Source organism: Kitasatospora sp. NPDC043949, assembly GCF_056435365.1.
Map to the genome: position 1 here is coordinate 1 of NZ_JBWKEQ010000020.1, position 11,794 is coordinate 11,794.

At 73.3% G+C, this 11,794-nt stretch carries 9 protein-coding genes; 4 read left to right on the forward strand and 5 right to left on the reverse strand.

What is annotated here, in order from left to right:
• Positions 1 to 575 precede the first annotated feature (575 nt).
• Together AC07AL_RS18230 and AC07AL_RS18235 are read right to left on the reverse strand one after the other, a co-directional pair.
• Entirely contained in the window at positions 576 to 1,013 is a 438-nt protein-coding gene (locus AC07AL_RS18230; protein ID WP_363627945.1) for an ATP-binding protein, read from the reverse strand.
• A gap of 98 nt (positions 1,014 to 1,111) precedes the next feature.
• Complete coding sequence (locus tag AC07AL_RS18235; RefSeq protein WP_363618686.1) at positions 1,112 to 2,317, reverse strand: helix-turn-helix domain-containing protein; 1,206 nt, start codon at positions 2,315 to 2,317, stop codon at positions 1,112 to 1,114.
• Between the two features lie 182 nt (positions 2,318 to 2,499).
• Between AC07AL_RS18235 and AC07AL_RS18240 the strand changes: the two genes are divergently transcribed.
• Positions 2,500 to 3,144, forward strand: a complete 645-nt coding sequence (locus tag AC07AL_RS18240) for a Uma2 family endonuclease (protein WP_363627944.1) — start codon at positions 2,500 to 2,502, stop codon at positions 3,142 to 3,144.
• Positions 3,145 to 3,210: 66 nt separating this feature from the next.
• On the opposite strand, the gene AC07AL_RS18245 is transcribed toward AC07AL_RS18240, so the two are convergent.
• Positions 3,211 to 4,542: an MFS transporter gene (locus AC07AL_RS18245; RefSeq protein ID WP_363618682.1), complete on the reverse strand. Its 1,332-nt coding sequence runs from the start codon at positions 4,540 to 4,542 to the stop codon at positions 3,211 to 3,213.
• 345 nt (positions 4,543 to 4,887) lie between these two features.
• Between AC07AL_RS18245 and AC07AL_RS18250 the strand changes: the two genes are divergently transcribed.
• The gene (locus AC07AL_RS18250) at positions 4,888 to 6,528 is read left to right on the forward strand and encodes a hypothetical protein (protein ID WP_478317796.1); all 1,641 of its coding nucleotides are present in this window, start codon (positions 4,888 to 4,890) and stop codon (positions 6,526 to 6,528) included.
• A gap of 43 nt (positions 6,529 to 6,571) precedes the next feature.
• Here the strand turns inward: AC07AL_RS18250 and AC07AL_RS18255 are convergent, their stop codons facing one another.
• Positions 6,572 to 7,015, reverse strand: a complete 444-nt coding sequence (locus tag AC07AL_RS18255) for a VOC family protein (protein WP_363618678.1) — start codon at positions 7,013 to 7,015, stop codon at positions 6,572 to 6,574.
• A gap of 285 nt (positions 7,016 to 7,300) precedes the next feature.
• Between AC07AL_RS18255 and AC07AL_RS18260 the strand changes: the two genes are divergently transcribed.
• Both AC07AL_RS18260 and AC07AL_RS18265 read left to right on the forward strand, forming a co-directional pair.
• Positions 7,301 to 8,389, forward strand: coding sequence for a hypothetical protein (locus AC07AL_RS18260; protein WP_400843996.1), 1,089 nt, complete (start codon positions 7,301 to 7,303; stop codon positions 8,387 to 8,389).
• Positions 8,390 to 8,592: 203 nt separating this feature from the next.
• Positions 8,593 to 10,083 (forward strand): alkaline phosphatase PhoX, encoded by a 1,491-nt coding sequence (locus AC07AL_RS18265; RefSeq protein ID WP_363580473.1) that lies wholly within the window; start codon positions 8,593 to 8,595, stop codon positions 10,081 to 10,083.
• Positions 10,084 to 10,110: 27 nt separating this feature from the next.
• Here the strand turns inward: AC07AL_RS18265 and AC07AL_RS18270 are convergent, their stop codons facing one another.
• On the reverse strand, positions 10,111 to 11,766 hold the full coding sequence (locus AC07AL_RS18270; protein ID WP_363580475.1) for a PucR family transcriptional regulator: 1,656 nt from the start codon (positions 11,764 to 11,766) through the stop codon (positions 10,111 to 10,113).
• Positions 11,767 to 11,794: the final 28 nt, after the last annotated feature.

Below are 11,794 nucleotides of genomic sequence, written 5' to 3' on the forward strand. Positions count from 1 at the left end.
AGAGAAATGGTGGTGCTGTGCCGGGGGAGAAAGGCCCCCCCCTCCCCAGGGCCACCCCAAACCCTCGTGGAGAGGGGAGCCCTCCCCCCTCCCCCCCCCCCCCCTCCCCCCCCCCCCCGGGCCGGATCGGGCTACCGGCCCGGGTACGGCGGCTTCGGCGGACCTGGTGGTGCCGGGGGCGGAGGCGGTGGGGGCGGCGGAGGCTGAGGGGCCTCCAAGATCGGCACGGCCGTTTGCGGCACGGCGAATCTCCCTTCGGTGCGATGGGGTTCCCGGCCCGGCGGGTCGCCAAGGCCGGCGAAGAGGGGCGGCTCCGGCTGTCGGGGTTCACCCGGAGTCGCCTGGCCCCGCCCTGGGCCGGGGTGCCGTTGATGCCGGGGCAGGAGTAAAGGGATCAGGCAGGCGATGGCGTGTCGAGAATCGACTCCGAGGGTTCGGTCCGGTCCATGGGGCCCGCCTGGACGTGGTGCTGGATCAAGCCGACAAGAGAGCGAGAACGACGGCGTGGCCGAGTACCCACAGCCCGGTGAGCACGTCGCCCACAGGGTCGCGGTGCGCGCCCCGGTGCCGGGGGTTCATGCTCGGTCCGCGGCGATGTCGGCCCGCATCGTCTTGCCGAGCGAGTCCAAGTCGACGCCCCAGGCGACGGACAGGCGGTCGACCAGGGCCAGGCCGCGGCCGCACTCCGCGTCGTGGGCGGCGCCGATCAGGACCGGCAGGGCGCGGGAGCCGTCTCGGACGGAGATCCGTACGGCCTGGCCTGCCCGGTTGGTCACCCGCGTGATACTGACCCGCATGGCGGTCAGGCAACCGGTCTTGGCGGCGTTGGAGACCAGCTCCGTGACGATCAGCTCGGCGTCGTCGGCCAGGTGGGGCAGGTTCCACTCGGTGAGCTTGGCGCGGACCATGCGGCGGGCAGCGAGGGCCGATGCCGGGGTGTAGGGCAGCCGCAGGGTCGCCAGGCTCGACGGAACGTGGGCGAGCGCAAGGTGCTGGTGATGGAGCGTCAACATGTGCCCAATGTCGCGGAGTTCTCACCGTCCGTGAACGGACGGCGTGTATCACTTCCCGAAGTCGTACCGGCGCCGGGTGATACGCCGCGTATCACTCCTCAGTTGATGATCACGGATGTTCCGAGGATCGATGAGAGCTTGCGTAGCTTGGCCGTAGTTGCGCTGCCCGCGCTCGCCTTCTGCGCGATCACCCCGGGCAATCCCTGATGACGAGCCCAACCAGGGGCGGCCGAGCACACCTCAAGCAGGGTGTCCAGGGCGGTGTCGGACTGCCGGGTCTCGGCTTGTGCGAGCGCCACGTCCAGCATCATCCGGTTGCGCGCCGACGGGGTGAGCGAGCTCATGTCGGCGATCGAATCGAACAGGCCGAGTGCCCTCCCCGGCCGACTGGTCGAGACGGAGATGCCGATCGCCTGTGCGGTGACCGTCGCGGGCCCGAACGCCGTGCCGTTCACCATGACATCCCGGCCCATCCGAGCCGCGACCGCATGCCCCTGCGACAGCAGGTCGTCGGCGCCGTCCACGTCTCCTTGGCGGGCGGCGACGACGGCCGCGAAGGTCACGTGCCATCCGTAGGTGGCGAGCATTACGAGATCCCTGTCCCCGTACCTGGGCTCGATGGATTCGTACGACATGCGGGCGGTCTCCTCCGCCTGGTCGAGCCGGGCATCCCGCAGGTAGATCCACGACCGGCCGGATGCGACCATGGCCGAGCGGACGGTATCCCCGCCGCGGTCGGCCTGGTGCTGCGCATGCCCGATCCCGGCGTACGCGAGATCGCGGGCGCCGAACTGGTTCGCCACGTAGGCGGCGAGCCGGTAGGCGTCGGCGAGGATGCCCGCCGCCGCGCTCCCCTGGTCGACCGGAGCGGCTTTCAGCGAGGCGGCGGCTTCGCGTAGCGCCGGGGCGACGCGCACTCCGGCGCCCACGAAGTCGCCGGAGCGGTAGGTCTTCCATGCGGAGGCGAGCCCGGCCGCGAGTTCGGCCGGGGGCGGGGGTTGCACATCGACGCCGACCCCGGCGGCGGTGTCGTGAACGGCGCGGGACAGCTCACGCATCATCGCCCGGTCGGCACCGTGCATCGCGCGGCGGGGGGCCTGTTGGCCGAGGATCACCGAGATGTCGGCGTGCAGCGCGGTCGAGATCCGCAGTAGCGTCTGGAGGCTGCCGCCGAGGTTGCGTTCCGCCTTGCGGATCGTCGCCACCGACAGGCCAGATGCTTCGGCAAGCTGTTCCTGTGTCATGTCCGGCCCGCGTAGCAGCTTGATGCGCTCGCCCGTGGTGTAGTCGGTCCACTGCGTCATCCTGGTCCCCTTCCGGGTACACGGCCGTACTCGGAAGGTACCCGTTCCCAGGGGTGGGCGGACACGCTTCAACCCGTCTGATGGACGGGCCTTCGTCAACCTGGTGCCGCGCAAACCTCCCCTTCGAGGGAAAGGTTTGTGTGGCAGCGGTATGTGTGCCAGCGGGCAGCAAAGGTGGGGCTATGTCGCCTTTTGTTGCGTTCGGGCAGTGGACCTTGCCCGAATCGCCCTACGCGCTCTGGGTTCGGGGCGAGCTCGATGAACAGCTGGGGCTGCCCGAAGTGCTGCGGGTTGAGGTAATCGGTGGGGAGTTCGTTGTGACGCCATATCCGCCGGTGAACCACGCCCTGATGCTCAGGGACATTCATGAATGGCTGTTCCGCGCCGAACTCGGGGGTGAAGGTTTCCCGTGGCAGGTGGTGCAGCATGTCGGCGTCGATCTCGCGGAGATCGGAGATGGCTACTGCTCCGACCTCATTGTGGTAACCGCTGAGGTGGATCTGTTGGCAAGGGCAGAGGATCGATACCTCAGTCCAAGCGAGATCAGCTTGGTGGCTGAGGTCACCGCGCATCCCAGCGCACACAATGACCGGCGCCCGGTATTCGGTAAGCCCACCAAATGGAGCGGGTATGCGCGGACCGGGGTGCCGTACTACCTGCTGGTGGACCGGGATCCGCGGCAGCCCGGTGTCACGCTGTTCGGCGAGCCGGACCGGAGTGAGGGGGCGTACGAGGTGTTGGGGGAGTGGAAGTTCGGAGAAGCCGTCCGATTGCCGAAGCCCTTTGACATTGAGATCGGCACCGGCAAATGGAAGCCCTGGACGTAGGCCGGGGTGAATGCGCTGCCGCCCGGGACTTCGGTCCCGGGCGGCGGCGTTTTTGGCTGCGGTAGGTCAGGACTGCCTGGGTTTGCGGGCCACGGCGAGGGCCAGGGCCGCGCAGAGGAGGGCGGCGACGGCGGCGAAGCCGCTGACGGCGGGGAGGAGGCCGTAGTGCTGGACCAGGGCGCCGACGATCACGATGGGGAGGGAACTGCCGAGGTAGACGATGACCCAGAGGGCGGAGAGCTCGGAACCGCGGCGCTCCGGGTCCATCGCGGCGGCCGCGCTGGTGAACAGGGAGCGGAAGGCGATGCCCTGGCAGGCGCCGCCGAGGATGCTGCCGATGAAGAGCAGGGCGGGCGTGCCGGTGTACTGGGCGGCGACGACCAGGGCCAGGCCGGCGGCCAGGCCGGTCATGCCGAGGGCGATCACCAGACGGTCGGAGGTCGGCGGGACGACCAACTGGGCCAGCGCGGAGGAGCCGAGCAGCAGGGCGGCCACGATCGCGCCGGTCAGGTGCGAGGAGGTGTGCAGCAGCTTGGCGGAGAAGGCCGGGGCGAGCGCCAGGTAGACGCCGAACACCGCGTACGAGATGAAGCCGGCCGAGGCGGCGAGCAGGAACTCGCGGCGGCCGGCGACCGGCAGGGCGAGTCGGCGCGGGCGCAGGTGGGCCGGGGTGGTGATGCGGGGCGGGGTGGTCGGCGGGCGGTTGCGGCCGGGCATCCGCGGGTGGACGAGGGCCAGCGGCACGCAGAGTGCCAGCAGGGCGATGGCGTGCAGCAGGAAGGGCGTCAGCAGCGGGTCCGCGCCGTTGGCGAGCAGGGCGCCGACCACCGGGCCGAGCGCGACGCCGCCGGCGGAACAGGCCAGGGTGAGCTTGGCGGCGAGCGTCGGGTGGTCGGGCAGCAGGTCGCCGAGGGCGGCCCCGGCGGCGCCGGTGGAGAGGCCGACGGCGATGCCCTGGACGGCCCGGCCGGCGGCGAGCTGCCAGAAGCTGCCCGAGGTGGCGAACACGACGTCGCCGGCGGCGGCCAGGGCGACGGCGGGCAGGATCAGGGCGCGGCGGCCGAGGTGGTCGGACCAGTGGCCGACCACGGCGAGTACGGGGACCAGCGCGAACACGTAGATCGTGAAGAGGATCGTGGTGTCGAGCGGGCCGAGGCCGAGGCGCTGCTGGAGGAGCGGGTAGATCGGCGTCGCCAGGTTGGCACCGATCAGCATCAGCAGCAGGGCGGCGGCGACGAGGCCGACGCGGACACCGCGCAGCGCGTTCCAGCGGCTGACCGCGGCGAGCTGGAGCTGGGCGCGGGGCGCGAGCTCCAGGGGAAGCAGGGCCTCCGAGAGTCGGCGTCCGTCGAGCTGCGCGGTGCGCAGGCCGGAGCCGGCGGGGGAGAGGTCCGCCATGTAAGGGATCTCCTGTGGCAGGGCACCACCGGGTCGGCGGGGTGTGCCGGCGCGCCCGTCCTGAGGCGCTGTGGTGGTGGCCGCGGTGCGGGGCTCCCTGGTGGAGCGGGTGAGCTGAGTGGGCCCCTCCTGCCCGGTGTCGGGCGGGGAGGGCGAAGGGCTTCATTGCCCGGTGGCCCGCGCGGGGTGTGCACGGTGCCAATGCGAAGGATAAAGGGTGGGCGCACGGTTGCGGCGCGCGCCCCTTGAGGCCGGGCATCGGGGGTGCCCGGCCTATACGCTGAGGTGGTGGATCGGGACGCTGAGCTGATAGGCGGACCGCTGGCTGAGGGAGAACGCACAACGATGGCCGGACGACGTCGGAAGAACGCCGGGGCTTCGCCGGGGGAGAGTGCGGCCGAGCCGGTTCTGCCCGCCGACCTGGAGCTCCAGGACCTCTACGGGGCGTTCGCCGCGCACGGGCTGGACGACGAGGACCTGGACGACGCGGCGGTCCTGGTACCGCCGGTGAAGCTGCCCGCCGAGGAGGAGCTGGCCGCCCTGGCGAAGGCCGTGCCGATGTTCGGGTACGCGCTGGCGCTGGCCCGCTGGGCCGCCCCGCACCGGGTGGTGGACGAGTTCGGCGACCTGGTGGAGGAGGACCGGGCTCCCGCGGCGCAGCTGCTGGGCCTGGCCCCCGCCGAGGGGGAGGTGCCGGAGGAGGCGGAGGTCGAGGCGATGCGGGCCTGGTCGCTGGCCTGCGACCTGGACCTGGTGGAGATCGGGACGACGGCGGCTGGTGAGCACGTCGCCGTGCCGGGCCCGGATCTGGAGCCCGCCGAGGAGGGTGACCCGGAGACCGTCCTGGAGCTGTGGCTGACCGCCGCCGGGATCGTCCGGGAGCTGGCCGTGGAGGCCGACTCGCTGCCGGAGGAGGAGGCCGCGCGGGCCGCCGAGGGCGGGGAGGCCGGCGAGGCCGGGGAGGAGGACGAGGACGCCCTGAGCGAGGTCGAGGAGGCCCGGGACGCCGCCGCCGAGCTGCTGGACGAGGCGTTGCAGGTGCTGTACGAGACCACCGCCTTCGCCGATCCGGGCAACGAGACCGTGCCGCTGGGCGTGCTGGCCGCGCTGCTGGTGGTGCCGGAGGGCGAGGAGCCGAGCGAGGAGCTGCTGGGCGACATCACCGATGTGATGGTCGCACTGGACCCGATGCTGGGCGACCTGGCCGAGCTGGGCCTGCTGGAGTACCGGCCGATCGACCCGGAGCTGTTCGACGAGGAGGAGGGCCCGGAGGGCGAGGAGCCCGCCCTCGTCGGCGAGGCGCCGCTGGACGAGGAGGAGTCGGCGCGCTTCGGTCTCGTCCGGCTCACCCCGCTCGGCCAGTACGGCATCCGGCAGTGGCTGCTGGAGGATGGCTACGACGCGCCGCTGGTCGGCGAGCTGGCCCAGGGCGACGCGGCCGAGCTGCTGCGCGCGGTGTGCGAGGCCGCCAACGTGCTGCCGGACGAGGAGCTGCGGGTCTGGATCACCGGCCGGGAGCCGGTGGCGGCGGCGCGCGAGCTGCTGGCGGCGGCGCGCGGCGACGACGCGTACGCCCCGATGCGGCGGATGCTCGGCGTCTCGGCGCTGAACATGCTGGGCACGGCCGCCGAGCCGGCCGTGCGCGACGTACTGGACGACCCCGAGCTGGGCGGCGCCGCCCGGGCCTGGCTGACCTCGAAGGGAGCGACGGACGTGCCGGTGCCGGAGCGGACGATGGCGCTGTGGACGGTGGTCGACACCTTCGCCGCCCAGCTGCTGGACAGCGGCGGCGACGCCGAGCTGCTGCGCGAGCTGATCGCGGACCTGCCGGTGACCGGCAACCCGGCGTCCTACTTCGGCGAGCTCTGGCGGGTCGACCACCCGTACACGGCGGACGTCCTGGAGGCCGTCGGGGAGCTGCACCTGGACCGGGCGGTGGCCAAGGAGGCGCGCAAGGCGGCCTTCAAGGCGCGGTCCAAGGGCTGACGGGCCGACGGGGGGGGCTTCGGCGGGCTGATGGGCGGGCGGGTCAGGGGAGATCCAGGGAGCCGTCCTCGGCGAAGGGGAAGAACGGGTTGTGGGCCAGCTCCCAGAGGTGGCCGTCCGGGTCCTCGAAGTAGCCGGAGTAGCCGCCCCAGCTGGTCGGGACCGGCGGCTTGACCACCACGGCGCCGGCCTCGACCGCCGTCTTCAACGCGGCGTCCACCAGCGCGGGGGACTCCAGGTTCACCGCGAGGGTGACGCCGCGGAAGGCGGGCTCGCCGGTGGCGGGCACGCCCGCGTCGGCGGCCAGCTCCTCGGTGGGGAAGAGGCCGAGCGCCGAGTCGGCGGTGCGGAACCAGACGATCTCCGGGCTGGAGGCGGAGGACCGCCGCCAGCCCAGGCCTTCGTAGAAGCGGGCGCTGCGGTCGAGGTCGGAGACCCCGAGGGTGACGATGCTGATCCGGGCCGGGAAGCTGCTGTCTGCTGTCATGCCGCCAGGGTAGGGAGGGCGGCTGACAACCGCGCCTCCTGACACGGCCCGTGCCCGTTGGCGACCGGGCGTCCCGACGCGGCCTGCGCCGGTGCCCGGTACCCGAGCTGATGACCCGGCAGGTCCCGGGCACTAAGGTGGCGTCGGCGGTGCGGGCGCGAGGACTCGGGGGTGCGGCACAGGATGATGCGGGAGAGTGGCGGCAGGCCCCCGGAGTGGAACGTCGGGCGGACGGACCCTGCGCGCGTCCCGGACCCGAGGAGCAGGGAGGAGCGTCTCGCCGCGGTGGAGGACTTCTCCCGCCGGACGGTGGCCGCGGCCGACTTCCCGGTGTACGGCGTCGTCGCGGGGCTGTCGCGCGGGGGCGGCGCGACGGGCGGCTGGGGCGAGGCGCTGGCCGCCTTCGAGACCTCCGGCGGCGAACTCGCCTGGGTCGAGGTGCAGTCCGGCGACTGGAGCTCGGTGGCCGGCCCGTACGTCAGCGTGCGCACCTACCGGCCGGGCGCGGAGCACGGCGAGGACCTGCCCGAGCTGGAGGACGTGGTCGAGGACGAACGGGACCGGGTCTACGACCACCTCGGGGTCGACGAGGGCGACGGGCCGGGCCGGGTGCGGGCGCTGCGCGAGTGGATCACGGTGGACGGCGAGCCGTACCCGGTGGAGGTGCACGAGGACCGGCCGGTGCTCTGGCCGGGCGCGTCGGCCGCCGACGGGGCGGCACCGGTCTGGGCCGGGCGGCTGCGGATCGGCGGGCTGACCGTGACGGTGTGCGGGCGCGGAGTGCCGCCCGGCGGCGTGGAGCTCGGCGGGATCGCGGACTTCGAGCCGTACCTGCGCGGCCGGGCCGAGCTGCTGGGCGAGCTGGCCGCCCGGCGGGCCCGGCAGGTCCCGGTGGAGGAGCGCGAACTGCCGCCCGCCGTCGGGCTGGAGGCGCACCGGGAGCTGATCGCGCAGAGCGTCGCCGAGTCCGCCGCCGTCGAGGCGCAGGTCCGGGCCGGGCGGACGCCGCGGCGCCCGCGCGGGGACGCCTACGAGGTGCGCTGGGAGGTGGCGGTGCGCCAGCAGATGCGGCTCGCCACCGAGACCCGGGAGGAGGCGGTGACGGCGCTGACCGCGATGGTCAACCACCTCAACCGGCTTGCCCGGCACACGCATTGGCTGATCGGCACGCCGGAGGGCGGGGCGGCCGTCGAGGAGGTCGTCCGGTACACGGTGTTCGCCAGCGAGGTGGCGAGCCTGCCGGCGCAGCGGGCCTGGGAGCAGCTCTGGCGGGAGCGGCGGGGCGGCGGGCCGGAGGTCTGGGAGGAGCACCGGCTCGCCGAGCAGCTGTGGTTGTCGGCCTGGGAGCAGTGGCGGACGACGCGGTCGGGGTGACCCCCGGCAGGTGCCTTAGGCAAAGCGGAGGTCATGTGTCGGTCATCGGTCGGCAAATGGCCGCCTGGGCGTGAGGTGGGCTTCATGCCGGGTTCATCCCCGCGGCGGAGTCTGCTGGTCGTCGACGCCCCGTCTCGACGCCCCGCCCGCCGGGCACCGGGCCCGCCCCCGGTCCGGCGGCCGATTCCTCAGGAGTTGCTGCCATGCCGCTGTCCCGCCGGGACTTCGTCAACCGTTCCACCCTCGTCGGGGCCGGCGTGCTGATCGCCGGCAGCGCGGAGGCGCTGGCCAGCGCTCCGGGCGCGATCGCCGCCCCGGCCGGCGGCGAGCTGCCGGCCGCGTCCGCGACGGGTGACACCGGTGCCGCGCGCGCCGCCGTCGGCTACGGCCCGCTGGTGCAGGACCCGGCCGGGCTGCTGTCGCTGCCCAAGGGCTTCGCGTACAAGGTCGTCAACCGCGCCGGCGTCACCCGGCTGCGCACCGGCGAGTTCACCCCGAGCAACCACGACGGCACCTCCGCCTTCGAGGACGAGCGCGGCGGCAACCTGCTGGTCGTCAACCACGAGCTGTCCGGTGCCCGCGCCAACTGGCCGTACCCGGTGCCGCTGACCGAGGGCCACGTCTACGACCCGGGCGCGGCCGGCGGCTGCACCATCGTGCACGCCAAGCGGAACGGCTCGGTCGAGCAGTGGGTCGGCATCGCCGGCACCTCCACCAACTGCGCGGGCGGCGTGACCCCGTGGGGCACCTGGCTGTCCGGCGAGGAGACCGAGGACAAGGCCGGCAAGAACGGCTTCACCAAGGACCACGGGTACATCTTCGAGGTCGACCCGTTCGACGACGACTACAACCGCGACCCGCAGCCGGTGAAGGCCTTCGGCCGGTACGCGCACGAGGCCGTCGTGGTGGACCCGAAGCGCGGCCACGTCTACCTGACCGAGGACGCCTCGAACCCCAACGGCCTGCTGTTCCGCTGGACCCCGCCGGCCGGCTTCAAGCACGGCCGCTACCAGCTGCGCAAGCTGGCCGCCGACGCGGGCGTGCTGGAGGCCTTCAAGGTCTTCGACTCCCAGGGCAAGTTCGTCGACGACCTCTCCCGCGCCACCAAGGTCGGCACCACCTACGGCGCGGACTGGGTCAAGGTTCAGGACCGCGACGCCAGGACCGTCTCGGTCCGCAAGCAGTTCAAGGACGGCGAGGTCACCCGCGCCCGCAAGCTGGAGGGCATGTGGTGGGGTGACGGCGGCTTCTACTTCGTCTCCAGCTTCGCCCGCTCGGAGAGCCCGGTGCAGCACGACGGCCAGGTCTGGTTCTACAACCCGACCCGCCGCACCATCACCCTGAAGGTGCTGCTCGGCGTCAACACCGACGTCTGGGGCGACCACGACAACTTCGACGGCCCGGACAACATCACCGTCTCGCCGTACGGCGGCATCGTGATCGCCGAGGACGGCGAGGGCGTGTCGCACCTGTTCGGCGCCACCGAGGACGGGCTGACCTACTCCGTCGCCCGCAACGAGCTGAACATCGGCACCGCCGAGAAGCCGGAGTTCAGCGAGTTCACCGGGGTGACCTTCTCGGACGACGGCAAGACCCTCTTCGCCAACATCCAGACCCCGGGCATCCAGCTGGCCATCACCGGCCCGTGGCACCGGCTGAACGAGCACAAGCGCGGCCAGGGCTACGGCGAGTGAGCCACTGAGAGTCGAGGCTGCCCGCGGTCATTCGTCCGCGGGCAGCCTCAGTTGCAGCATCGCCAGCAGGCGCTGCTGCGGCTGGGCGAGGTCGATGCCGGTCAACTGCTCGGCGCGGCGCACCCGGTAGCGCAGGGTGTTGGGGTGGATGTGCAGGGCGTCCGCGGCGACCCGGACCTCGCCGAGCGCGTCCAGCCAGGCCAGCACCGACTCGGCGAGCCGGGTGCCGTGCCGGCGGTCGTACGCGGCGAGCGCGGTGAGCCGGGGGTCGCGCAGGCCGGAGCGCTCCTGGAGCAGCGCGAGCATCTCACTGACCAGCACCTCGGCCTGGACGTCGATCAGCGCCGCCACGTCGAGGTCCACCCCGCCGCGGCCCATCGCGTCCAGGATGCGGTCCGCCTGCGCGCGGGAGTCCGGCACCTGGGCCAGGCCGTCCACGGTCGAGCCGATCGCGGCGCGCAGCGGGACGCCGAGGTGCTCCCGGGCGGCCGCCACCACCTCGTCCGCCCAGCCGCGCACGGTGGCCATCGGCAGGCCGGGCGGGAGTTCGGGCAGCAGCACGTACACCCGGGACTCGATCGGGGCGAGCAGTGCGGTGCGGTGTCGGGCGGCGGCGTGCACCGAGATCAGGCCGGTGACGTCGGAGCGGTGCAGCGCCTCGGTGGTGTGCGCGCTGTAGGCGAGCACGGTGGCCGGGCGCCGCAGGTCCAGCCCCAGGTGGGTGGCGAGCGACTGCGGGCCGGTGGAGCCCTCCAGCAGGCCGGTGAGCAGCGTCCGGGTGAGTCGCGTGTCGGCGGACAACTCGCGTCGGCGGCGCACCAGTTGGGCGGCGGCCACCCGGGCGGCGCCGACCAGGGCCTGATCGGCGAGCGGCGCCAGCGGCTGCGCCCCCTCCTGCACCCAGATGGTGCCGAGCGGCTGCGCCCCGGCCCGGATGCCGATCGCCAGGCGGCGGCGCAGGCCGAGTTCGGGGTGCGGTTCGACCGCGATCGGGGCGTCTGAGGTGCGCAGGTGCTGGAAGATGCCCCACTCGCGGAGCTTGGACAGGTACGGCTCGGGGCCCTGCCAGCCGAGGATGGAGAGCCGGCGCAGGTCGTCGACCTCGTCCGAGTCGGAGGAGCGGGAGTACGCCAGCACCCGGCTGGAGGTGTCCTCGATCGAGACGATGCCGTTGGTGAGCACGGCGACGGTCTGCGCGAGGGAGAAGAGGTCGCCCGCGTTGGGTTCGGGGGCGCCGGGGGTGTCCGGGGCGTCCGGGCCGGCGATGATCGCGCGGGCCAGCGAGTCGAGGTGCTCCCAGCGGGTCTCGCGGCGGACCGAGAGCAGGGCGACGCCCGCCTCGGTGGCGGCCTCGCGCAGTGCGTCCGCCTGGCCGGGGCCGTCCAGTTTGACCGCGACCGCCGCGGCGCCGGCCCGTCCGGCGGCGCGCAGGGCGGGGAGGGCGGCGCGGCCGCGGGCGCCGATCGCGAGGACGAGTTCGCCGGGGGCGGCGGTCGGCGGGTCCTCCGGGTCGAGGATCGCGACGTCGCGGACCGGGACGTCCAGGCCCTGCGGGGCGGCCTGGAGTTCGACCAGGGGTTCGCCGAGGGACATCAGCAGCCGGCGGAGCGGGAGGCCGGAGGTGGGCGGGAGTCCGGGGACGGGCGGGAGTCCGGGGGTGGCGGGGAGGCCGGGGGTCGTCATCGGGCCTCCTTCATCCGCTCGGACAATG

Excerpts from the sequence above, each read along its gene's own strand:
- AC07AL_RS18230 (WP_363627945.1), bottom strand. The coding sequence starts at position 1,013 with ATGTTGACGCTCCATCACCAGCACCTTGCGCTCGCCCACGTTCCGTCG.
- AC07AL_RS18235 (WP_363618686.1), bottom strand. The coding sequence starts at position 2,317 with ATGACGCAGTGGACCGACTACACCACGGGCGAGCGCATCAAGCTGCTA.
- AC07AL_RS18240 (WP_363627944.1), top strand. The coding sequence starts at position 2,500 with ATGTCGCCTTTTGTTGCGTTCGGGCAGTGGACCTTGCCCGAATCGCCC.
- AC07AL_RS18245 (WP_363618682.1), bottom strand. The coding sequence starts at position 4,542 with ATGGCGGACCTCTCCCCCGCCGGCTCCGGCCTGCGCACCGCGCAGCTC.
- AC07AL_RS18250 (WP_478317796.1), top strand. The coding sequence starts at position 4,888 with ATGGCCGGACGACGTCGGAAGAACGCCGGGGCTTCGCCGGGGGAGAGT.
- AC07AL_RS18255 (WP_363618678.1), bottom strand. The coding sequence starts at position 7,015 with ATGACAGCAGACAGCAGCTTCCCGGCCCGGATCAGCATCGTCACCCTC.
- AC07AL_RS18265 (WP_363580473.1), top strand. The coding sequence starts at position 8,593 with ATGCCGCTGTCCCGCCGGGACTTCGTCAACCGTTCCACCCTCGTCGGG.
- AC07AL_RS18270 (WP_363580475.1), bottom strand. The coding sequence starts at position 11,766 with ATGACGACCCCCGGCCTCCCCGCCACCCCCGGACTCCCGCCCGTCCCC.